General features: G+C 36.1%; 24 protein-coding genes, 1 other RNA gene and 1 pseudogene. 11 read left to right on the forward strand and 15 right to left on the reverse strand.

The features are described from left to right. Position 1 precedes the first annotated feature (1 nt). Both DPQ89_RS16790 and DPQ89_RS16795 read right to left on the reverse strand, forming a co-directional pair. Complete coding sequence (locus tag DPQ89_RS16790; RefSeq protein ID WP_164848493.1) at positions 2-859, reverse strand: DUF4423 domain-containing protein; 858 nt, start codon at positions 857-859, stop codon at positions 2-4. A 62-nt stretch (positions 860-921) separates the two neighbouring features. Next, positions 922-1443, reverse strand: coding sequence for a hypothetical protein (locus DPQ89_RS16795; RefSeq protein ID WP_127718192.1), 522 nt, complete (start codon positions 1441-1443; stop codon positions 922-924). Positions 1444-1719: 276 nt separating this feature from the next. On the opposite strand from DPQ89_RS16795, the gene DPQ89_RS16800 reads away from it, so the two are divergent. Both DPQ89_RS16800 and DPQ89_RS16805 read left to right on the forward strand, forming a co-directional pair. After that, positions 1720-2193 carry a hypothetical protein gene (locus DPQ89_RS16800; RefSeq protein WP_127718193.1) on the forward strand — a complete coding sequence of 158 codons (474 nt, stop codon included), beginning with the start codon at positions 1720-1722 and terminating at the stop codon, positions 2191-2193. A 74-nt stretch (positions 2194-2267) separates the two neighbouring features. Continuing rightward, a complete protein-coding gene (locus DPQ89_RS16805; RefSeq protein WP_127718194.1) occupies positions 2268-2861 on the forward strand; it encodes an Hsp20 family protein in 594 nt (197 codons plus the stop codon). Between the two features lie 39 nt (positions 2862-2900). On the opposite strand, the gene DPQ89_RS16810 is transcribed toward DPQ89_RS16805, so the two are convergent. Beyond that, on the reverse strand, positions 2901-3551 hold the full coding sequence (locus DPQ89_RS16810; protein WP_127718195.1) for a glutathione S-transferase family protein: 651 nt from the start codon (positions 3549-3551) through the stop codon (positions 2901-2903). Positions 3552-3670: 119 nt separating this feature from the next. Here DPQ89_RS16810 and DPQ89_RS16815 point away from each other — a divergent pair, with 119 nt between their 5' ends. Further along, positions 3671-5023: an MATE family efflux transporter gene (locus DPQ89_RS16815; protein ID WP_127718196.1), complete on the forward strand. Its 1353-nt coding sequence runs from the start codon at positions 3671-3673 to the stop codon at positions 5021-5023. Here the strand turns inward: DPQ89_RS16815 and DPQ89_RS16820 are convergent. Then, entirely contained in the window at positions 4998-5573 is a 576-nt protein-coding gene (locus DPQ89_RS16820) for a glutathione S-transferase family protein (RefSeq protein WP_127718197.1), read from the reverse strand. The two genes, DPQ89_RS16815 and DPQ89_RS16820, sit on opposite strands and share 26 nt — an antisense overlap. 239 nt (positions 5574-5812) lie before the next feature. Here DPQ89_RS16820 and DPQ89_RS16825 point away from each other — a divergent pair, with 239 nt between their 5' ends. Next, positions 5813-7480, forward strand: coding sequence for a trypsin-like serine protease (locus DPQ89_RS16825; RefSeq protein WP_127718198.1), 1668 nt, complete (start codon positions 5813-5815; stop codon positions 7478-7480). 46 nt (positions 7481-7526) lie between these two features. After that, entirely contained in the window at positions 7527-8618 is a 1092-nt protein-coding gene (locus DPQ89_RS16830) for a hypothetical protein (RefSeq protein WP_127718199.1), read from the forward strand. On the opposite strand, the gene DPQ89_RS16835 is transcribed toward DPQ89_RS16830, so the two are convergent. Genes DPQ89_RS16835 through DPQ89_RS16845 form a run of 3 tightly spaced genes read right to left on the reverse strand, consistent with a single transcriptional unit; the run spans position 8584 to position 10871 of the window. Continuing rightward, entirely contained in the window at positions 8584-9105 is a 522-nt protein-coding gene (locus DPQ89_RS16835) for a GrpB family protein (RefSeq protein ID WP_127718200.1), read from the reverse strand. The two genes, DPQ89_RS16830 and DPQ89_RS16835, sit on opposite strands and share 35 nt — an antisense overlap. Positions 9106-9112: 7 nt before the next feature. Further along, positions 9113-10447, reverse strand: a complete 1335-nt coding sequence (locus DPQ89_RS16840) for a hypothetical protein (RefSeq protein ID WP_127718201.1) — start codon at positions 10445-10447, stop codon at positions 9113-9115. Continuing rightward, complete coding sequence (locus tag DPQ89_RS16845) at positions 10437-10871, reverse strand: hypothetical protein (RefSeq protein ID WP_127718202.1); 435 nt, start codon at positions 10869-10871, stop codon at positions 10437-10439. The genes DPQ89_RS16840 and DPQ89_RS16845 overlap by 11 nt, the downstream gene beginning before the upstream one ends. A 181-nt stretch (positions 10872-11052) precedes the next feature. Here DPQ89_RS16845 and DPQ89_RS16850 point away from each other — a divergent pair, with 181 nt between their 5' ends. Further along, entirely contained in the window at positions 11053-13875 is a 2823-nt protein-coding gene (locus DPQ89_RS16850; RefSeq protein WP_164848495.1) for a PAS domain-containing hybrid sensor histidine kinase/response regulator, read from the forward strand. Here DPQ89_RS16850 and DPQ89_RS16855 read toward each other — a convergent pair. Next, positions 13872-14594, reverse strand: coding sequence for a DUF3750 domain-containing protein (locus DPQ89_RS16855; protein WP_127718204.1), 723 nt, complete (start codon positions 14592-14594; stop codon positions 13872-13874). The genes DPQ89_RS16850 and DPQ89_RS16855 overlap by 4 nt on opposite strands. 198 nt (positions 14595-14792) lie before the next feature. Between DPQ89_RS16855 and DPQ89_RS16860 the strand changes: the two genes are divergently transcribed. Then, complete coding sequence (locus DPQ89_RS16860; RefSeq protein ID WP_127718205.1) at positions 14793-15419, forward strand: hypothetical protein; 627 nt, start codon at positions 14793-14795, stop codon at positions 15417-15419. Positions 15420-15435: 16 nt separating this feature from the next. After that, the gene (locus DPQ89_RS16865; RefSeq protein ID WP_127718206.1) at positions 15436-15807 is read left to right on the forward strand and encodes a hypothetical protein; all 372 of its coding nucleotides are present in this window, start codon (positions 15436-15438) and stop codon (positions 15805-15807) included. A 1-nt stretch (position 15808) separates the two neighbouring features. On the opposite strand, the gene DPQ89_RS16870 is transcribed toward DPQ89_RS16865, so the two are convergent. Beyond that, a complete protein-coding gene (locus DPQ89_RS16870) occupies positions 15809-16165 on the reverse strand; it encodes a DUF1304 domain-containing protein (RefSeq protein WP_127718207.1) in 357 nt (118 codons plus the stop codon). Between the two features lie 149 nt (positions 16166-16314). Between DPQ89_RS16870 and DPQ89_RS16875 the strand changes: the two genes are divergently transcribed. The 3 genes from DPQ89_RS16875 (at position 16315) to ssrA (ending at position 19322) form a co-directional block, all read left to right on the forward strand. After that, positions 16315-17922 carry a S8 family serine peptidase gene (locus DPQ89_RS16875; protein WP_127718208.1) on the forward strand — a complete coding sequence of 536 codons (1608 nt, stop codon included), beginning with the start codon at positions 16315-16317 and terminating at the stop codon, positions 17920-17922. Between the two features lie 63 nt (positions 17923-17985). Continuing rightward, positions 17986-18864: a serine protease gene (locus DPQ89_RS16880; protein ID WP_127718209.1), complete on the forward strand. Its 879-nt coding sequence runs from the start codon at positions 17986-17988 to the stop codon at positions 18862-18864. An 80-nt stretch (positions 18865-18944) separates the two neighbouring features. After that, positions 18945-19322, forward strand: a transfer-messenger RNA (tmRNA) gene (gene ssrA / locus DPQ89_RS16885). 641 nt (positions 19323-19963) lie between these two features. Here ssrA and DPQ89_RS18850 read toward each other — a convergent pair. From DPQ89_RS18850 to DPQ89_RS16915, 6 genes and pseudogenes are all read right to left on the reverse strand, one after another. Continuing rightward, positions 19964-21040, reverse strand: a pseudogene (locus DPQ89_RS18850) (recombinase family protein); the annotation flags it as partial. Between the two features lie 9 nt (positions 21041-21049). Further along, entirely contained in the window at positions 21050-21298 is a 249-nt protein-coding gene (locus tag DPQ89_RS16900) for an XRE family transcriptional regulator (protein WP_127718210.1), read from the reverse strand. 82 nt (positions 21299-21380) lie between these two features. Then, positions 21381-21551: a hypothetical protein gene (locus tag DPQ89_RS18555; RefSeq protein WP_164848497.1), complete on the reverse strand. Its 171-nt coding sequence runs from the start codon at positions 21549-21551 to the stop codon at positions 21381-21383. Further along, the gene (locus DPQ89_RS16905; protein ID WP_127718211.1) at positions 21532-21858 is read right to left on the reverse strand and encodes a hypothetical protein; all 327 of its coding nucleotides are present in this window, start codon (positions 21856-21858) and stop codon (positions 21532-21534) included. Before DPQ89_RS16905 ends, DPQ89_RS18555 begins: the two co-directional genes overlap by 20 nt. Before the next feature lie 6 nt (positions 21859-21864). Next, the gene (locus DPQ89_RS16910; protein ID WP_127718212.1) at positions 21865-22608 is read right to left on the reverse strand and encodes a hypothetical protein; all 744 of its coding nucleotides are present in this window, start codon (positions 22606-22608) and stop codon (positions 21865-21867) included. Position 22609: 1 nt separating this feature from the next. Further along, positions 22610-23068, reverse strand: a complete 459-nt coding sequence (locus DPQ89_RS16915; protein ID WP_127718213.1) for a hypothetical protein — start codon at positions 23066-23068, stop codon at positions 22610-22612. Positions 23069-23164 lie beyond the last annotated feature (96 nt).

A 23164-nucleotide genomic window follows, 5' to 3' on the forward strand; every position in this document is an offset into this window, starting at 1 on the left:
ATTATTGGTTAACTATATTCTTAGTATGCTTAAAAAATTGCATATTCAACTGAAAAAGTTCATTGGCCTCAGTGGTCGAGAACTTTTCGTTAAAATCTTTAATAAATTCAAAAATATACTGCTTGGCTTCGGCCAAGTCTTCATCTTTAATTTTCATTGTTAATGAAGTTACTTGTCTTTCACTAACATCCTGTTCATTAATGGCCTCAAGAGCTCTGTTGATCATTCCGAAGTGATGTCTTTTAATTGCTGAGCTAGGAACATCATTTGTAGTTAAAAGACCTTCTTTTAAGACAATTAATTCTCCAGATTCATTACGACCAATAGTTTTCATCTCAAGCATAATGTTAATAGCGTTCTTTATCTGAGATGGAGTGGCCTTCTTTCTTAGTTTCTTATAGATCCAGTCTTCATCTTCAATGAATCCTGGTGTGCTTATGAGCTGCTTGATCGCCAAGAAGTACCATTCACTAATTGCAGAGAACTCTTTAAGACCTAGTGAAATGGCCTTTTTCTCTGAGTTAAGTGAAGAGAGCTTTAATAGGAGCTCTTTTGGGTCTTTATTTTTCTTGTGAGCTTTTTCTAATTGTATAAGAAGTTGAAAATATTCTTTTTCTTTAATAGTCATCTTCAAGTCTTCACTAAGTGTTCTAACCATATCCGAACTTGGAGTTCGTTGTCCTTTTAGAACCATTGTAAGTGAGCTTGGAGATTTATAGCCTAGACGAGATGCCCATGCTTGGAGATTGTTTGAAGTATGCGAGTAGAGACCGTCAGGCATTCCTACCTTAATAAGATAATCTCGATAATCATCGAAATCAAATATTGAAATCTTTGGTTGTGCTACTTCTATTTGCATATTATCCATTTTTTTAACAGGGAAGGCCCTTTCTTAAGAAAGGGCCCAACCATCACACTATATTATTCGCAATCTTCGATTGAGAGAGTTTTTGTGAAAAGCTTTCTTCCTCTTCTGTCGTCATTGTCACGTCCGCCTCTTTCAACAGCGTAAACATTAACTTCGTGAGAAAGTGGTAGAGAGTAGTTGTAGTCTTCGTAAGCAACACAAACTCTTTCATTGTCATCACCACGTCTAACTGTTTTCCACTTAGTACATCTTTCTCTTGTTCCTTCGATAGCTGCATATCCAAAGTACTTAACTTCTTGTAGACATCTTCTGTTGTCTCTGTCTCTGTTTCCAGTGTTTCTTGACCACTGAACACACTTAGTAAGTGGCTTTAAAGTTTTAAGAGACTCACCTTCTTTACATACGAAAAAAGCAGAAGTCATTGGACCGTTATCAAGTTTTACAGAAGGCTCTGCAACGATAACTCTTGAAAAGTGCTTTCTGATTGTTTGCCAAGAATCATTTTCAGTTGGCATGTGTGCCAAAGTTGAAACTGACATTAATAATGTAGCTGCTACGATAAATAGGTTTTTCATTATGTTCTCCTAATGAGTTAGTTAAGGCCCTTGAGCCGTGTTTTGTTTTGTCTGAACACAAACTAACTTCACTAAAATAAGTCGTAAATTAAAATTCACAGATTGTTTATCAAAGATTTCACAACTTGTGAAAGACTAAATTAAGCTTCTTGTGAACCTTGCAATTTCGTATACTTAAGCCGTGTAATTAATTTATAGATGGGCTATATCTAATTATTCACGTGGACTATTAAGGACAAATTTCATATTTTTCACAAAACTAATTAGGAATATTTTATGAAATTGAAATCTTTTTTACTTCTACTTACTACCATCCTTAGCTTTTCTAGTATGGGATACTTCGATAAGGCCGATTTCTTAGACGAGGTTAGAGGAAAGTATATTCTGCAGACAGAGTATATTGGAGAGATTGTTTTCTTAGTAAGATCAAGTGGTCAAGTACAGGTGATAGACTCAGACGCTGATGAATTTCTTCCTGTTCAAACTCAAATTTCAATTGGTGATAACGGGATGCTAAGAGGACTACCTGTTTTACAAATCTCTTTTAACTCTGGTTCAGATGAACAGGCCGTAGACTCATATGTTTTACTGACTGCTGAACATAATTGGGACGCGACAAAGAAGACAACTTTATTAGCAAGCTTTACTGTTGAAAATGATGGTCCTAATAACGTGGCCTCAGTTCTTTCTAAAAAATTAAAACTTCTGAAGTATAATTCTAGTCTAAAAAAATATGTAGTACTCAGGTAATAGATTTATATTTTGAGTTTTTTTGAATAATCCTTTAAAGTTATCTCATGTATTAACTAAAGGGGGATATTTCGATGAATCATAAAGTAGGTTATGCCGCTGCATTCGCACTAGGTGCTATCTTTGCCTTCTCTACAACATACACAATAATGGATAATGCTAATAAACTTGAAAGAGAAGAATTAGTTAGACTTAAGAAGGCCATGTTAGAACAACAGGGTGGGATACATATTCCTAATCCTTTTGCTGGTATGGGCGCTGGTCTCGATAAATTAAAAAAACAAATGCAAGACATGATGGAAGAAGAACAAAAGAGACAAGAAGAACAAGATACTCTCTTTGGCTCTATTGCAGACTCGATCGGAAATATTGGTTCGGCCTTTGATGTAGGTAAGGTCGAACGCAGAGAAGATGAAAACTTCTATTACTATGACCTAGAAGTAGGAAGCTCTGAAAATAATAAGATAAATGTAAATATTGAAGATTCTCAATTAATTTTGTCTGGCACTATCGAAAAAATAAATGATGAGGGGAGTTTTAAGAGTTCTTTTTCATCTAGCTTTAACAAGTCTTTTCCCGTTCCAGCTGATGGAGATGCACAAAAAATGTCAGTTGATCAAAATGCAAAAGAAGGCTTTCTTGTAATCAAAATTCCTAAGAAAAAATAAAGGGGAAGAGGGAGAGAGACCTCTTCCCCCCTATAGGCATTATCGAGACAAATAAACTTCTGCATCAAAGAGGAAGGCAACCATTCTTTGAGAGAAGTCACTTGGGACAGATTCTAGTACGTAAGGTTTTTCCAGATGTTCGAGGCCTATATTTTTCAACTTTGGCTTATCTGATAAAAAGCTTGTTTTATAGTGATCATCTAAGAGTTTAGTTCTCTGTATGATCGGGAGTATACAGGTATCGGCGAGAGTGAAACCTGAATCATCGAATGTTGTATCTCCTGTAATATTCTTTTCAAGTCGATTAAGTTGTCCTTGAAAAATTTCTTTACGCTCATCGTAGTCTTCCTTTGTTTTCGACATAGTCATTGAATACCATGAAGAAGTTAGTGTGCTTGTAAATTCAATCCATGCTCTTATTTGAGCTTTTTTCAGAGGATCCTTTGGAAGGAATTCTCCTCCGGTGGTCTCATCTAAGTATTCATTAATGACGGAGCTCTCAAAGAGAATATCGTCACCAACTTTTAAGCAGGGTACTTTTCCTAGTGGAGAAATATTTAGAAACCACTGAGGCTTATTCTTTAAATCAATATTAGTGACCTTGTGATCCACTTGCTTTTTTAATAACGTTATTCTTGAACGTTGAACAAATGGACATAAGTCAAAGCTGATTAATTCTAAAGTTTTCATGTGACCTCCAAGTCATTTCCTAAATCCAGTATAGGCGAATCAATTTAAAAGATTGTTATGTCGAAGTGATTCGTTTGTTAAGATTGTGCAAAGTTTTTAATCAATGATACAAATAATCTATGAAGGCCCGTTTGACGCAAGGGGATATCTCAAAGCAACTCATAGATTTAGCAATTCCTATGATCTTGGGAGTCTTTTCAATCATTATTTTTAATATTGTTGATACTTACTTTATTGGTAAGTTGGGCACGCGCGAACTCGCCGCAATAGCATTCACTTTTCCTATTCCACTTATTGTTGGTTCTGTAGCATTTGGTATAGGAATCGCTGCTACATCCTTTGTTTCAATGGCCCTTGGGTCAGGAAGAGCGGACCAAGTTGCAAACTTCGCAACAGATAGCCTCTCGATGGTTGTTATATTAGGAATAATTCTACTTATAATTGGTGAGCTAACAATCAGACCACTATTTCTCTTTATGGGAGCAAGTGAAGACTTAATACCACTTATCAAAGAATATATGATGATTTGGTACGCTTCTATTCCTCTAATAGTTGTTCCAATGACAGGTAATAGTATTATTAGAGCAATGGGAAATACTAAATTTCCTGCAATTGTGATGACTGTGGCAGGCGTTGTTAACTTTATCTTTGATCCGCTTTTAATTTTTGGTATCGGACCATTTCCTGCTCTAGGACTTAAAGGTGCCGCCATTGCAACTGCAATAGCTCGCTTTTTTACTTTCTTAGCAGCAATGTATTTCTTGCACTACAAGTATAAGGTTCTTGTAAATCCATTTAGAGGTTTCAATAAAGTGATCGGCAACTGGATAAGAATTTCTCAAGTGGCCATACCAGCCTTTTTAAATAATTTGATAAATCCTATTGCGATGTTTGTTCTTACTAAGTTAGTGGCAAAGCATGGGGAAAATGTTGTTGCTGGTTTTGGAGTTGGAACTAAGGTTGAGTCTCTCTTTGCAATTGTTCTTATTGGAATTGCCGCCTCTCTTTCTCCATTTGTAGGGCAAAACTATGGTGCACGAAAATATTCACGTATAACTAAGGCACTATCTCTGGCCAATAAGTATTCGACTGCTTGGATTTTTATTTGCTCTGTTATGATGATTTTCTTTGCCGATAATGTCGCGGCGATCTTTAATGATGACCCTACGATAGTTAAGGTCGCAGGAACTTATTTGAAGATTATGATCTTCTCGATTATGGGGCTGGCCATATTACAAAATACTGTCTCTACACATAATGCCATAGGAAGATCTAAGACTTCTCTACTATTAAATATTTTAAGAATATTTATTATTCATATTCCTCTGGCCCTCATCTTAGGAGAGTTGTATTCCTACCAAGGAATTTATTGGGCAGGGTTTATTGCAAACTTCTTGGGGGGAGCAATTGGATTTTACTTTTTAAGAAAGCTCAATAAGAGCTTCCCTAAAGACGTGGAGAGTTCTTCTTAGTTCTTTCAAAACTCGAAAAAGAATTTCTAAAATTTTCTAAATTCTTAAACTCTTCCAGTGAAACCAATTCTCGATATGCAATCCAATCAAGTAGACAGAAAAGACAAACTTGAACATAATCCGACTCATCTAATTCAAAGAGAGTGATCTCTTTTTCAAAGAACCTTAGAGTGTCTTTGATTCTCTTATATTGATTGCGCATGAAAGTATTTTGAATATCATTAAAGCCAGATGAATTAAGAAGTCTTACGGAGACAAGAGAGTCGTTTACCTCATCGATGAAGGTAAGTAAGTTCTCTTGATGAATTGTAAGCGCTTTTAATGAGAGCTTCTTTGCCAGATAATTATAAATCTGTCTTGAGTCATAGATAATTGTGTCTTGGTCTTTTAGAATAGGAATTCTTCTTACTGGTGAAATCTTTAAGAGTTTCACTTGGTCCTCATTATTCATCAGATCAATAACTTCAAAGTGAAAATCAACGTCATGTAAAAGGATTCGAATTCTTCTTACATAAGGTGAAGGAATCGATCCGTAGAGTGTTAAGCTCATATAATTTGTCTCGAAAATGTTGCGCAACCTTGTGAACTGTTTAAGAAAACAGCTTTAGAACTTACTCATTCGTTGCTTCTAAAAATTCTTTCACGCTCAAAAGCAGATGGCAAATCTCAGAGTAATCTATAAGTGGTTGATTTTAAATATCTATAAATTATGTTTTCTATAGAAAAGTTACACTTTTAATGAAGATTTTTTTAAAACTGCTATAACTAGTGCCTTAACAGGGAAAACCTTTGAAATTAGTAATATTGCTCACATTTATTTTAGTATTAGCTTCTTGTGGATCCAAAAAAGAGGAAACTCATTCGAATGAATTATTTTCTGGTGGAATCTACGGAGGGGTTGAAGTTAGTGCAAATAAATGGAGCAATGTTATTGGTTTTGCAAAGAAAGACTCTGATGGAAAATTAGAAAGTACTTTCTGTAGTGGTACGCTAATCTCTAAGACACGAGTCCTCAGTGCTGCTCATTGTTTCAAAAAAAGTCCTTACTACTATATTAATAAAGTTGTTGTTACTAGGGACAGTATTAGCGCAGAAGCGCCACGAGTGAGAAAGATTAAATCTATTACTAAACACCCTTTCTATAAGGGAGCGGATAGTGGATTTGATTTTGCTGTTGTAGAGCTTGCTGGTGAATTTGATATTGAAGAAGATCAATTAGTTCCAAATTCTAAGATGACAAATTTCTCAATTGGTCAGGATGTTGAAATTGTTGGTTTTGGAAAAAGAGAAAATGGTGAATCTGGAATTAAGTATGAGGCGCTTACTCGAGTGAGAGAGAATCAGAAAATAGAGTTCGTTGCTGGTGGAGAAGGTAAAGATACTTGCTCTGGAGATTCAGGAGGCCCTGTCTTTACTAAGAATGAAGATGGTCGTTATGAATTTGTCGGTATCACTTCGAGAACTCCAGATGAGGCCACGGCCTATTGTGGAGATAAGACTATTTATGGAAAAGTTGCTGTTGCAATGAAATGGGTTAAGGCCTACGAGTTAAATCTTAAGGCCAAAGAGTTGAATAACCTTGAGTCCATTGAGATTTTAAAGCAGTCGCAATTACTTTTTAGCAATTATTACGATACATATATGTTGATAGGTAAAATATCTTTTGAAAATGATCTCTATGCTGAGGCGAAGAGGGCCTTTCAAACGGCGAATCAGTTAAGACCTAAGCTTAATACTCCTTTAGAATATTTGCTAAAGATCGTTCAAGCACAGGGAGATATTGATCATGAAAGACTTGTTCTAGGAAGGCTACTTGTTTTAAATCCTGCCCAGTACAAATACTTTGAAAGACTTAGTGAGATAAGCTCTACTGAAAGTGCTCTTTTAAATAGAGGTGTTGGATATTTCAAAAAGGATAGACTAGCATTTGCTTATCTTGATCTGGAAAACTTAGGGACAACTTCTGCAAAATTTCTTTTAAGTTTTATATCATTAAAAATGGAAAACCCTGAAGATGCACTTAAGCATATGATGTCTATTACAGATGATAATGTCATTATTGTTGATATAGCCGATAGAAATAATGATACTTACTTAATTGCCGCAATTTATAAGGGAAATCTTCAGCTTGTTAAAGAAGTTCTAAGACTGGGGGCCAATAGAAATGTCTTCGATGCTTATAATAATTCTCCAACGGCACTTGCGTGGTGGTCTCGAAATCTTGAGATCTTAGACTATCTTATTGAGCAGGGATTTGATTTCAAAGTTGAGGACTACTTCGAGCAGTTCCTAAGTCTTGTAAGCTCACAGAAGATTAAGGAAGTTCGATTTCTTCTTAAGCACGGAATGGACCCAACAATTGTTGGGCCAGATGGTGTTTCCGCAGTTGAACTGGCAAAAGAGACGCGAAATCAGGAACTTATAGACCTGATCAGTCTCTATACATCATTGAATTAATTACACTTTTGGCGATATTTATTCTGTATTCACGTATCTTAGTCATATGTATTTATTAAGAATTCTTATTCTATCTTTACTTTGCATAAGTAGCTTCAGTGCTGAAATTGATAGCTATACTTATATCTCCTCTCATAAAAGTAGTGGAGTTAGCTTCATGAATCGATCGATTAATAAATGGCTAGAAGAAGCGACTAATCAATTAAATGCACAAGAGATCTCATGTCCTGAGAATGTTGAACAAGCACAAGACTTTTATGAAATTGTTAGAAAGAGTATTTCAAGACCGTTTGTAGGTCATAGTGTTGCTGTCTATTTTGATGAAAACCTAGCTGAAAATCAAATTACGAGAACTCCTATGTGGAGGTCTATTTATAATCAAATGACTTGGTATGAGGGCTTCTCTTTAAACTTGAAAGGACTCTTAGGAGTTACTGTAGATCGAGGACGAAAAATTGGTGTAGATAAATTAGGACACTTCTTTGTAGAGGGGTGGGGATTTTATAAGAGGGCCTATTTAAAAGGTGAGAGTGGCGAAGTTAATATTGATAATGCTCTTAGATGGGGAAAGTTTACTGAGAGAACCTATTTTGGAATGACTACTACTGGAGTTTATTCAAATGCAGATCTCGTTGCAAATTATAATGGCATGAGATTTTGGAATCAGCTTCTACTCTTTAATCCAGATCCAGTATTTAATCGTGGATCGCAAGAAATCAAAAGCCCTCTTTTTAGTTGTAGGGAAGGTAAGTGGAAAAGAAATAGATACTTCAGTCTCTATCCTTATTTAGATAATGGTTGGGATGAACAACGAAATTGCAATAGCTATGATTCTTACGAAATAGAAGAGCATGTTAAAATTCAAGCTGCAATGAAAATGGGATTTCATGAATTATCAAAGAGAGAAGGAAGGATATGCCCTCTTAAAGCAAATGACTGCAGTTATGAAATCAGAAAGTACGGAAAGTATGCTAAAGATATTCTTCATGAATCGTGTTTTGATGACTCTAAAGCTTATATTGTTGAGGTTCCAGAAATTAATCCTATGCACATTTTAGGAAATGGCCTTATCGGTAACTCTCAAATTTTATCACTTGAGGAATTTATCCTTCAAGAGTCTTCAAGACCATCTCTATAAAGGAAGATTTCCCTGCTTGGTAAGCTTTCGGATCATCTTTGAATTTATCTCTTAATTCAATTTTTAACTTTTCATACTCTTTGGCAATTTTAGGTTCTGCTTTTAAGTAATCTCTAAAATCAAGATGATCGTTTATTCTTTCATTTCCTTTTTCAAAAATATGAATATGGCTTAGGTGAGTGAGCCCGTCTTTAGCCTTTCTTACAAAGTAGAGCCTTTGGGGAATACCAAATTCTCCCTTCCATTCAAGTCCAAGTCTTTCGAATTCATCTTTAAAATGAGAAATTTCATCTAAGGTATGAACAACGCAGAGAATATCAATTATTGGCTTGGCCATAATTGTAGGAATTGATGTGGAGCCGATATGATAGACTTCAATACAATTTGATCGAAGAACCTTTTCAAGGGCCTTACATTCCTTTAAATAGAACTCCTTATACATTGGGGTATAAGGCATCAACTCAATAGTTCTCTTCTGTTCACTCACTCAAGGCTCACTTTTTAATACCATTTTTACAAGTATCTTTAACTCTATCATCTTCAGGTGGAAAACATACATGAATATGATCATTATGTCCTTTCATATAAGTTGCCTTTGTTGTTTTTCTAATCTTCGGATCATTAAAGAATAAGTTCTTTCCTCCTGCTTTGCTTAGCAGTTCAATGAAGCGCTTGGTCTTATCTTCGCTATACCTTTCCCATCCATAGCGTAGACCATTGATCGTTTCATCATCATTACTTCTCATTGGTCTGATATCAATACATTCTCCGCTACCATGAGAGCTGTGGGCCCTCCAACTGACTGGGTGATAGAGATCTCCAAATTGAACTTGGCAGCCAACTTCTTTACATTCTTTTGACCACTGCTCTAGTACTTTGTTGAAAACACAAAGAGGTGTTGCCTTTAAGAACGCATCGGAGTGCGCTTTATCATCATTTCTATAGTGAAAGGAATTGAATGGTCCTTTGCCAGTTTCAAGATCAATAGGAACCTTTATCAATTCACTTCGTATAACTGTTTTATTAGAACCTCTCCAACTTTGATTTGGAGGAAGTCTTTCGAGATCATCGATATCTAAAGACGGATCATCTCTTTTTAGTGTTTGCAGTATTTCTGAGACGGCATCAATCGATTCATTAGAAATAGGAGTCAGGGAGCTTGTAAATGAACAGGCATTAATATTTACATAATTTCTATCAATTTCATTTCCATTTTCATCTTTTAAAATCATCTTATACTTTTCAATACAAATCTCTTCTCCAGGAGTTATATCTTCTGTGCAACAATTAGTTGCTTTGAATTTCTTTCCTTCCATATCGAGACTAATATAGTAATTCTTATCAACATGAACGTTTGGGGAGTCGTAAACCGCAGAGTCTTTTGTCACAGCAAAAGTGTATTTCCCAGCGGACTCAATGCTATGCTTATTTAACCAACCGATATCATCCTTCTTCACTCTTGGTTTTCCAGAAATTCCTGAAATAAGTGCTCTTAGTGAGTCTCTACTTCTTGATTTTGTTTTCTTTAATTGCTGCTCAGTAAGTTCGCTAGGGGTTTTTAATACACGAATAGGAAGTAGGTGATTCGAGGCATCTGATTGTTCATAAAGTTCTTCATCAACGAGAACAATAGATCCTCTGGGAATATATTTTTGATTAACATTTGGTTTTTCAAAACTTTTAAAGTTTTCCCATATCTTATCACCTTGGCGGTATTCATCACTAATATAAAAAGGAGGTTGGTCTAGGAGTACCTCACGACAGGTTAAATCCTCTGCCATAAGTGTCTGACTCGTTAGAAAAAGGGTTAGTAGTAATTTAATCTTCACCTTCTATCTCCATTTTATATTCACAAACTTCAGTATTCTTATTTCGTACTAGTTTTATTAAAAGAGTACCACCTTTAAAGGAATAGACCTCATCAAACCACTTCGTGAAATTGATCTTGGCAACACCTTTGTCAGTAAGTGTGGCCGAGATTTTTTGAACACCTTTTTTATCCTTATATATTAATTGAACCTCATCACTTGCTATGGCCTTTGTGAATTTCAAATTTAGATAATCTCCACTATTTGGAGAAAGCTCTTTAGGCATGACACTCCAGTGCTCAGTACTAACGACTAAATTATCAACTCTTTTTTTAGAAAAGCTCTGTGCCAATATATTTTCTAATGAGCACGGACTATCCTGCAAGGCCAGGAGTGAACCTGAGTAAAGTGTTGCTAGTATAGTCAAAAATAGTATTCTTCTCACATCTGTCTTATCGGCTAGAGGAAGCTAAATACTTAAAAATATCACAATGAAAGTAATTATATCAAGTACTTATTCTTATAGTTTTATTATATCAACTCATAAACTTATATTTCGAAAAGCCTAGTAGATGATTTATAAAAAAGAGATAGATTTATTGCCAAAGAGTTTAGTGAGAGTTTTTATGACTCTCTGTCTTATTCCAATATTTACATATCTCATGCCTCTTTCAGACAAGTTTCTTGAGCACTCTTTAACAGAGTTCTTAATGAATAATCTCTTTGATCTATTTGTCTTAGTCATTGGGGTAAGTACTTTTGTCATCTCAATTCTTAGCTTTATGGTAGAGAAAGACTTTAAGGTTCCAATCTTTGGTGGAATTATTTTCTTTTGCTCAATTCTTCATTTTACTGAGATTTTTCTGGTTGCCCACTCCAATAGAGATGCTGACTTTTCTCTGGCAATAGAAATATATTTTTGGACTATCAGTGGGATTTTTTCTTGTCTTACACTGAACTCCTTTCTATGTATTGAGTTCTTTGTTCGAGCTGAAAAGAGGGCTAAAAGAGCTATTCAACTTGGTGTGTTTTCTCTATTTGTCTTGGCCTTTCTTATTATTGGAGTTATTAATTTAGACACAGATAATATTCCTACCTTTATTACATGGAATGAATTAATTCTAAGACCATGGGATCTTGGTATATCAATGGTCTATTTACTATGTGCCACTGTTGCTGGATTTCTCTTTCAAAGAAAAAAATCTCCCTTTGTTCAGGGTGTAATCTTATATTGCCTTCCAAATATTTGCATGCACTTCTACTTGGCCATCAGTCTAGAAAGAGAGCTCTTTGTTCTTTTTGATATCGTCCTATTGCAGGTAAGCAGTTATTCAATTGCATTAATTTCTGTATCGTGGAGCTTTTTTAAAAACTATGGACTGTGGAATACCTATTATGGTGAACTAAATATTATTCAAGATGCTGTAAATGTCTCAGCATTAGTATCTGAAACAGATATTGATGGAAATATCATTTTTGCCAATGATCAATTTTGTAAGGTTTCACAATATACTAAAGAAGAGCTTATTGGAGAAAACCATCGCATCATTGCCTCTGGCGTTCACCCTAAGGGTGTCTTTGAAGGGATGTGGAAGACGATTAGTGCTGGACATATTTGGAAGGGCGAAATCTGTAATAAGGCCAAAGATGGGAGCTTCTATTGGGTGTCTTCGACAATATATCCAAGTCGAAATTCAGATGGTGAGATTTCAAAGTACGTCTCAATTCGATTTGATATTACAAAGCAAAAAGAACTGCAGGAAAAAGTAAAATCAGAAAAGAGAGTTTTTGAACTTGAGAGTATTTTCTTTAGAATTCTAGATCGTATTTCAAATGACTCTCTTTCTAATAATGAATTCTATCAAAAGTTCTTAGAAGAGTTTAAAATGACCTTTGGCTGGGATCTTGGCCATGTTCACTATGTTAATAGCGAAAAAGGTTATCTCTATTCATCTAGAGTGTTTCACTGTGAAGATGAGAATATTCTAGGGCAATTTAAAAAACTTCACTCTAATAGAGTTATCAAAAAAGGTGAGTCGATCAGTGGAAAGTATTACTTAGACCACCGAGTGAGGTGGATGGAAGATGTGAAGCTAGATAGGGAAGCTTGCCTAGATGATCTCCCATTTCAATCCTCTCTTTGTTTTGGAGCAAAAAACTCAAGCGATATTCTACTTGTTTTTGAGTTCTTCAGTGTGAAGAAGAAGACTGAAGATAAAGAATTTATGAGTGTTATTAAATTTCTAGAAGATAACCTTGGAAAGGTGATAGAAAAGAAGAAGCTCATAGCAGAAGTTATGAAAGAAAAAGACAAGGCCGAAAGACTCGCTGTCGTAAAGTCTGAATTCTTTGCCAATATGAGCCACGAAATACGTACGCCAATGAATGGAATCTTAGGAATGGTAAATCTTATTGGTGAGACACAGCTTAATATTGATCAAAAGAATATGCTTGAAACTGTTAAGGCATGCGGTGATAGCTTACTTACGATCATTAATGATATTTTAGATTTTTCTAAAATTGACTCTGGAAATTTCATTATAGAAAATCACGACTTCAATGTAAGAGAGATGATCTCTGCCGTTGTTAGTATCGCTGGAAGTTGTGCTGATAGTCGTGAAATTAAAATTGACCATGAAGTCGATAAGTTTATTCCAGAGCTTCTCAATGGAGATGATACTCGTATAAAGCAGATTCTTATTAATTTCATCTCTAATGCTCTTAAATTTACAGAAAAAGGTGGTATTAAAATTAATGTTCATCTAATGGGCATGGAAGAAGAAAATGACTTTAAGATTCTCTTTTCAATTAAAGATACAGGTATTGGTATAAGTGAAAAGAATCAATCAAAACTTTTTCAGGCATTCTCTCAAGCAGATACATCTATTACAAGAAGATTTGGTGGAACAGGTCTAGGACTTGCTATTTCTTCTAAGATCGCCGAGTTATTACAAGGAAGAGTGTGGTTTGAAAGTAAGTTAGGACAGGGCTCAACTTTCTTCTTAGAGGTTCCTCTTAAGAAGGCCCAGGAAGAGGAGCTTCCAGAGAAGACAAATGTCATCGAGTTTTCACAAAAAATTGATACTAGTGCTAGAGTACTTGTAGTTGAAGATAATAAGATTAATCAAAAAATTGCCAAAATGATGCTCAAGAAATTAGGGATTCAATGTGATATCGCAGAAAATGGTGTTGAGTGCTTAAATAAATTAGAACAAAGTCGCTATGATCTTATCTTTATGGATATGCAAATGCCTATTATGGATGGTGTTACTGCAACTATAGAGATCGTTAAAAAGTATGGAAAAGATCGTCCTAAGATAGTCGCGATGACTGCCAATGTCTTTGAAGAAGATAGAAAGAAGTGTCACAATGCAGGAATGGATGACTTTGTTGCAAAACCTATTTCAATCGAAGAAGTTAGCCGAGTATTCTATGATCTGGCCGCCTAAAAGGCCTTATCTTTAAATCCAACTCTACCAAAGAATGGAAGCTTCAGAGCTGGAGTCCAAAAATCTACCCCAAAGTGAAGACCTAATAAATTTATTTCAACGCCCTCTGCTGCACCTAGAGTAAGACCTAGGGCTCCAAATAGACTTAAGGTAAAACCAGTATTTGAAGCAGTGTTTGAGATGAATTTGGTCTTTCCAAAATAATCTTTTCCTATTCCATGGGCCGGAAGTTCAATATCGAGCTCATCAATATTTCTTATAAGATGAGAAACAAAAGTATTTGAGTTAGGGCCAGGCCATAGTGTGTAATTGTCTTTGTAAGGATAATCTTTTATTAGAGCTTTAAGCTTTTTTATAATCTTGGACGCCTTCTGTCCTCTTGCCTCAAAGAGTTGAGTAGGATCATTGTCATACCACTTACGATCTGGAAGATCTCTTTTTACACTAACCGTTGTGCCCTCTCTTCTTAGATTCCAAGAAGTCACTTGAGCTACAGTGTACTGGGAGTCTTCTTTTTTCTTCCAAGCAACCCATGGATGGATTCCAAAGTTTCCTCTCCAAGAAAAGGCGCGGGCATAATAGATAAGTACAATATCTTCTTTTAGATCGGCGGCAAGTGGAGCAATTCCAACACTCTGTCTCGAGGCCTCACGCCAACTCTTTGATGAGCACGAAAACAGAAGAAGACATAGTAGCAGAGCTAAGTATTTATTTATCATGGGTCTATTCTATAACAAGAGATATTGGTTTCGTAATAATTTTACTTAGACAATAAGCTCTAATAGATTGAGAGAAAATACTTAAATTTCAATGAGTTAGAGGGGTGTTCTATGTTTTGACATAGCTTGTAGGATTTACGGCCAAAGCATAAACCTTTTAAAAATAATTTATAATGAATGGATAATTTAGGAGTTTTTATGAAAAAAATGATCTTTCTGTTATTGATGAGTTCAATTTCGGCCAATGCAGATACTAACTTTATTAATCATGTTCTAAGTGGATATGAAGTAGGACAAAAATTTATATCAATTGAAAATGGAAAGACCACTAAAGATGGTGCCTTTGTCTGTGACTATAAGAGCGTTGAAGAGAAGTCTCTTCTTAGTATTATTGATGGAGTTTATACTTTCCATGTTAAGGAAACTTCTAATAGATACTGTGCTCATGAGGTTCGTGAATATATTGAAATTTCCACTCATGATATCTACACCAAAGACTTAGTTAAGTTCTTTGAGACTATGGAGTCCGAAGGCATTGATGTCTCTTTTGATAATTCAACTAAGTTTTTTACAATGAAAAATGATCAAGAGACTTTTGAAGTTGATTTTACGAAGGGAACAACTTTAGAAGCGGCTAACGCTCTAATGACTGTCTCTGGCGAGTCTTCTAATGGAGAGTTTGTTACAACTCATGGGAATATTGAATTTAGTAAACTAGAGAACACTGAATTACCTCTCATTAGAGATGATATTCAAGTTTGTGATGATAGACGAGATAGCGACCCAAATGATTCAACAACTTATTTTGATGAGATTTGTCACTAAAAGTTGAGGAGAATTTATGAAAAAAATAATACTATTTTTACTTTTATGCTTAGGCAGCTACGCCAATGCTTCTTTTGATGGACTATACTATTGCAAAGAAGATAAGAGGGAGTTTCACCTTAGTCTTGAACTTAGTGAGAGTTCTACACCTGCTGCGACTTTAGAAATTCTAGCTAAGGATAAAATGCTTAGACTAGTAGATGTCATTCTTTTTGATTACAAAGAGAGTGAATCTTTCTTTATTAAAATTTATAGAAATAATGAACTATTGATAAGTCGTTTTACTTTAAGTAATGATAACTTACTCATTACTGAAGATAATGGAGAGAACGACACAACTATTTGTAAAAGAGTTATTACGAGGGAGCAGGAAAGTTCTCGCAATTAATTTATAGAAATGTCAACACAATGCCTAAGATCGCTGGAATTGATTGAATAATGAAGATTCTCTTATTTACAGAGTATCCTCCATAGATTCCAGCAACGATCACACACCCGAGAAAGAAGGCACGAAAGTGTAAACCAACTTCTCCACCTAGAAGTATTCCGTAAATAAGTCCTGCTGCAAGAAATCCATTGTAGAGACCTTGATTGGCAGCAAGAACCTTCGTTTGCTTCGCCTTTTCTAGCGTATTATTGAAGACTTTAAGCCCCTTAGGTTTATCCCAAAGAAACATCTCTAGCACTAGAAAGTAGATATGAAGAAGGGCAACGATGGCACAGAGAATGATAGATGCAATTTGCATGGGAGTCCTTATTAAAACTTTATTATTCTCTCTATTATAGATCATGTTAAACAAAAATATAGTAAATTCTTTGTGGCAAAATTATAGACGGCCCTAAGAACTTCTTACATTGGCATTTATTGGGATATGGCCTTGGGGTATAAGTATTTATGAAAAAAATTCTACTTACTTTGATGGTTCCCTCTATCGCCTTTGCACTTCCTTGTCCTGAAATTAAGGTTCAATTTGATGATCTCAATTATAAGAAAGTCTTCACTTGTCTAGATGATTCACTCTTTGAACATAGAGAGTATAGTCCAAAGACGAAGAAGTTAGTTTCCTATGGTAAGTATGGCGAATATGGCCAGATCGAGCAGAAGTCCTGGAACTCTGAAGGTGTACATACTTACTATGCTCAGTTTCACTATCTTAATGAAGGGAGCTATATAAAAGAAGTTTTAGATATAGAGACAAAGAAGATTAAATCTAAGGAGCAGCACGATCTTATTGATGGTGAATTCACTCTTTCAAAAGAGTGGAAAATACATAGAGAGTCCCTTACTCAGCAAGCTATTTATCACTTTAGGCCCAATGAATATAATCCCTTTAAAGTCGATCATCTCGCAAAAGATGGAAGTATTATAAAGAGTTTTCTTGTTAAATTTAAAGAGGGCCTGGAGTTTGCAAAATATGTAACTTCTTTCACTACACTTTCACCAAGTAATGAAGTTCTTGGAAATTATGATGAATCTAAAAGCTTCGATATTGAAGAAATTCTATCCTCAAGAGGGGAGCTTTCTTTTTATAAGAAACAAAGAAGTCCTGTTGTTATTATTGATACAGGTTTTGATATCTTTCATAAGTCTCTTACTAAGTATCTATATAATTCCCCTTATGACATCCCTGAAGATGGGATCGATAACGATGGTAATGGACGAGTAGATGATTCTTACGGGTGGCATATTCAAGAGGATTCAGGGTTAGATCTTGATCGTGATGATAATAATATCAGAGAGACTCACTTTCTTTCTCACACGCCTTTTCCTGTTTCTCATGGGACTCATGTTGCAGCTAAGGCGCTGGAAGGGACTGAGGATTTTGGACTGGTTGGTTTTGCCGGTGACGTTGCTATTGCAAGACATCTTGCAGGAGCAAATCGATTTATTAAAGAGAAGAATGTGAAATTTGTTAATATGAGTTTTGCTATTGGTGCTCCTGGAATGCCAATGTCTGCTCCAAGATATTCTTTTACAGTTTTAGAACAAATCTTTAGAGATAATCCAAGTACTCTCTTCACTGTTGCCGCAGGTAATGGAAGAGTAGGACTCAATCTTGATTATCCTGGAAATTTTAGTTTTCCTGCTTCTCACTCATTTGAAAATATGCTCGTTGTTGGTGCACTTAATACAAGTGACTATGAAGTAGATAAAATGGGAACTTATAAGAGGGCCTCATTTTCAAAGTATGGAGTCACTAAGGTTGATATTTTTGCTCCAGGTACAGGAGTCATATCGGCGCATTCTGGAGGGGGAGAGCTTGCTCTAAATGGTACATCTATGGCCTCTCCATTTGCTTTAAATATAATTCTTAAGGCCTCACAAATTAATCCTAAACTTAGTCCACTTGAGTTAAAGAAAATTGTTATGGACACGGCATTTATTCCTACTCCAAGGCTTCCTTGTCTTTCTGGAGGAATGATTGACCCACTAAGAGTTTATAAAGCAGTAGAACTCTCAAAGAGTATGACTATTGAAGAGGCAATACTGAATTCTAAGTAACTAGTCTGGGAAAAACTTACAAGTCCCAGGCCTTTTATAACGGACTATTATATATAGGGAGCTATGATAAAGATTCTAATTCCACTCATATTTCAAATGATGAGCTTTGCTGCTAGTAGTACCAAAGTGATCTACGGACAAGATAATAGAATAAGCTATTCTCATGCCAGTTCTCACTATCAGGCGCTAGCAGATTCAACTGCTGGAATGGTTCATGATAGGCATATAAAGTTATCTGGTTCTAGCTATACTTTTAAGGCGTCTCGCTTTGGTGGAAGACTTATTGGAAACATGTTTGATAATGGCCCAATTTGTATGGATGAGAACTTTGCTGATGAGAAAACTCTTCCTGATTGTTCAGGCTTTCTTGTGGCCAAGGATATTCTTGTCACCGCAGGCCATTGCGTGAGAGATCAGAGTACATGTAACTCAATTAAGTGGGTCTTTGGATATACAAAAGAGATCGCGCAAAGAGGAAGAATCTCTAAAGAGAATGTATACTCATGTAAGAAAATTCTAAGTAGAGCAAATGCACCAAAGGACTTTACAATCTTAAAGCTTGATAGAAAAGTTGTGAATCGCTCTGCTTTAAGAGTATCTACTCAAAAAGTTAGAGTAGGTGATGAGGTTGTGGCCATTGGACACCCTTCAGGTCTTCCAACAAAGATCTCCGCTGGAGCTAGGGTTTTTAAGACAACTCAAAATACTTTTAAGACAAATCTAGACACTTTTAGCGGGAGTTCTGGCTCTGCCGTAATAGATGAGCGCACCTCACAGGTTGTGGGAATTTTGGTTAAAGGAGCTGAGGACTTTGTCAGAGATGGCCCAGGCGGATGCTTTAGGGTGAATCGCTGTAGCGAGGAGCTAGAGGGCAGTGGTTGTTCTGGGGAGAGTGTTTCTCGGATTTCAGAAATTGGACTGGGCAAGTACCTAAATAATTAATCTAAAATAAGTAAATGACGCAAGAAGCCTTATAGACTTTGTATCCACAAGCATGTTAAATTACATAATCAAAATTTTGTGGGGGTGCCCTGGTTTCGACGGGTTTCTGGAAGTTTTGTGGGCGTGCCCAGGTTGGTCTCCATGGTCCTGGTAAAAAGGAGTCCAAAACATAATTGCAAAATCTAACGATTACGCTATGCCAATGGCTGCTTAATTAGCAAAACCATAAAGCATGAGGGTCTTGCACCGATAACAAAAAGCAAGAAACCTTGTTAAGTCGGCAAATAAAAACGGGCTTGATGGAACTGCCATGCAAACCATCTTAAAAAACAATTGGGGTTTGCTGAGGTCGCGTATTTCAGACAGTCTTGTCTACTGACGATAACCGTAGACTACGCACGTAGTCCGCTCTATAGAAAGGAATTCGGACGCGGGTTCGATTCCCGCCACCTCCACCAATCGAAATGCTAGACGAACTCTCGTCCATAAAGAGTTCGGGACTAGCATTTTTTTTTGCCTTTTTTTCAGACCTACCACCACCAGACGCATTGGCCACGCCTAGTGTCCTTCCACTTCTATAAAAAGGGAGCACAACCCCCTTTTCTCCACCAGAATTCCTCTGATCTTTATTCCCATTTTCTTTTGTCCACACGTTAATTTGAATCAAATTGTCAGGGCCGATATGGATACTTTTCATGACGCTCTTGGCAATCATTCTCTTCTTTTGCAGTTTGAATTTTCTAAATTTCTCAGAGCTGAGTTTCTTAAGGTTCTCCAAAACAAACTCTGGGTGAATTGTTTCAGGCTCTTCATTAGCAGCTTTGATCTCAAGTTCAGCTATCTGCTCCTGAACTCTCTCAAGCTCTTTTTCAGAGTCTTTAAGGCGATTTACAATAGCATCAACACTTCCGGCCAAATCACTGCTAGAGATAACATCTATTAATTTGTTGATTTGTCCTTGGAGGCTTTTCTCTTCTCGCTTTTTAGCCTTTAGCTGCCCCTTGTATTCAGGGGAGGTATGCACAGAAAGCTCTTTAAGAATTTCAATGAAGTCATCTTTAAGTGCTTGATTGTTTAGGATACTAAAAAGATGTTTTTTGATCCTTTGTTCAAGCTCAATAGCGGGGTAGCGCTTTATCTGACACTCAGATTTCTTACTATGGCCATAATAATAGTGCTTGTTGGTTTTTCCAGTAGCTGACTGACCAAATAGAGGCTGACCACACTCATCACAAGTTAATAGACCTGAAAGAATGAAGTCATGAGTTGCCTCATGTCTTACAGCTTTATTTGAGTCTAGGATTTTAGCAGCTTTGTTAAAATCAACTTCGCTTACTATTTTTTCCCATGAGGCATCTACAAAGTGATACTTTTCAACGGTTTTTAGCTGACTTTGATCTAGCTCTTTATTTTCTTTATTGATTTCTCTTTTCCCCATATAAAATGGGTTCGTAAGAAGTCTATATAAAGATGAGTGAGTAAATGGTTTTCCACCGTAGTTGATCCCATTTTTAGAAGTCCATGCCTTGTTATTAATATTGTTATTTTTCAAATACTTCAAAACCTCAGAGACTTGAGCCGTCTCTAAAAACACCTTGAACATTTTTTTTACAATTCGAGCTTCATCTTTATTAATAACTAATGAACCTGATTGAGTAGGGTGCTTGTCAAAACCTAAAATGGGAATGCCACCATTTAAAAGTCCCCTCAATGCTCTTGCATGGAAATTGTTTTTAATTCTTTCAGCAGTTAGCTCTCTTTCAAATTGTGCCAACGCCATAATGATTGTCATAAAGACTTTTCCGGCAGGGCTTGTAGTATCAAAGTCATATTGCAAACAAATAAAATCTGCTCCTAAATCTTCAAGCTCTTGAACAAAACTAAGAAAATCGGTAACTGATCTACTTAATCTTGAAAGCTCTGTGACAATGACAGTATCAATTTTATTACGTCTTACATCATCCAATAGCTTTTGATATTCAGGACGATCAGTATTTTTACCAGAAAAAGCTTCGTCTTTATAAATGCCAACAAGCTTCCCCCATTTGTTATTTTCATACCTATTTTTTTCTTCAATTTTTAGTTTGAGTCGTTGCAACTGAGAAGTAATAGAGCCTTCTTTATTTTTGGCTTGCTCTTCTGTACTTACACGACAATATATTCCAACTTTTCTCATATCTTAATCCTATTTTTTTCTTTTAATAATCATATCAACTTTAAGTCCAATCCCGTTTGCAATTCTCACAAGCTGATTAATTGAAACACCTCTTTCTGTTCCCCGAAGGGTTTTATTGACATTTTTTCTATCCATACCGATTAAGCGTCCAACTTCTCCTTGAGAGAGGCCTTGCTTTTCCATTTCTGCAAGTATCTTTGTAGTAAGCTGCTCCTTTAATTTAGGAACTTCTGTTTCTTCCCAATCTACCACTGTCATAACTCCTTATCGGTATATTAAGAGACTAGCGTGAATTATCACGCTAGTCAATGGGTAATAAATAACAAGTAATTATAGTGGGTTATGAGGCTTGTGCAGAAAAATTGGGAAAAATTAACTGGCAAAGGTGTTTTATTCGCTCTTTGTTTTGATACTCAGAAATTTCAGCTTCCTTAATGATAATTTCAAACTCCTTTATCTTAATTTGTCTCTTCCGCATTTGTGTTGCCTTCTTAGCTTTCTTCTTTTGCATTTAAATCTTTATTTTTCCTAGACTTTAATTCGATCAGTGTTGTTTTTAAGATTTCTTCAATGCTGTCATGATCATTCATTTGAGATACAACCTTTTTAAGGTATTCCTTAGAATTAAAATGCTCCTTGGCAATTTTGCTTTTATATTGCTTATAGTAGCTTTGATGAAACTTTTGGATGATCCACGATGAAAGCTTGGCAGGAGTTATCTTTATACATGTTTCTTTTTTCAATTCATCATACATAGATGAAAGGGCCGTACTGGCCCCCTCATCTAATATAATTCTTCCTGATTTTAATTTACTCATTTAACCTCACTTGATTTTTTTGAAACTAACGTTAACCTTATAGGCTCGGCTTGCTTGGTTTTTACGGCTGCTACTTGCTGTTGATCCACCGTGATAAAATTTTCTTTTACCGTGGCCAAAACATGAGCCATAACCTAAAAATCCGATCCTGACATCACCGTGGTTGGTATCGGGGACAATGGAAAGATAAGCCTCGCTTGATTCCTGAATCATCTCTTCTGAGACCTTAAACTCTGTAGTCATCGAAATTGCAGAATAGTCTATGATTTTTCCTAATGGATATAGATTACCTCCAATTTTTACCCGTAGCTTAGTTTCATTCAGGTTATCGGAAAAAATAATGTCGTTCTCGTTCATGCCATCAAAATTTCTGTATTTTAAATTACAGCTTCCTGATCGCCTTCGATCCCAGCAAATCCGTCTTTTTAAAAAATCACAATGCCTACAAATCGGGCCGCGTATCTCACACTCTCTATCAGTCCAACCTGACGGGTAACTTCGTTGGTAAATGGGACTAAATAATTGAGTTGATACCTTTCCTGTAAAAGTGATGATCAGTGTCTCATTTGCCTTAAGTTCGGCAATATATTTATCTGATGTTACTAGCTCATTTTCTAATACTGGTTCGTAATAGACTGTAGGTGCCGGTTGTGGATTCTCAACAACCTCATCAGATTCTTTATCCCAGTTCTCACCACAGGAAACCAATAGACCAAGGCAGCCGACTATAAGTAATGACTTAAAGAGCATATTATTTTTTCTCCTTTTTCAATTCACTGTTTGGAATCCATTGGGGTTCTTCTGAAATAATCCAGACTCGATGACCTTCAACAAGCTTTTTGCCTTTGACCTGAGTATCCACCCACTCTGATTCAACTACCGGCATAGAAAGGCCCGGCCCATTACCTGTAGAATAATTTTTAGGATAATCAATTCCAAACTTATCAAGATTAAAAAGTGTTTCTCTTCTGGTCTTTTGATCTCGCTTCTTTAACCCCTTGTGGATGAAGTAGGACGCAATCCCACTTATAGCTCCACCGACGAGTGCTCCTTGTAGGGCACCTTTCCCGCTATTCTTGTTTAATGATGCTCCTGCTACTGCTCCGGTTGCTGCACCTGTTGATATTCCTAGTGTTAGTGATTCTCTCATTGTTGAACAGCCTGTAGTCATTATGGCGATGACCATAACTAAAATTGGTACTCTATGCATAAATGCTCCTATCTCTGATTGAGTCTCATTATTGAGTTCGTAAACTAAATAATTTCGACAAGTTGTAAGGATTTGCTTTACCTGTTGTAGGTAACA

It is taken from the genome of Halobacteriovorax sp. HLS (assembly GCF_004006665.1).
Lineage (GTDB): Bacteria > Bdellovibrionota > Bacteriovoracia > Bacteriovoracales > Bacteriovoracaceae > Halobacteriovorax.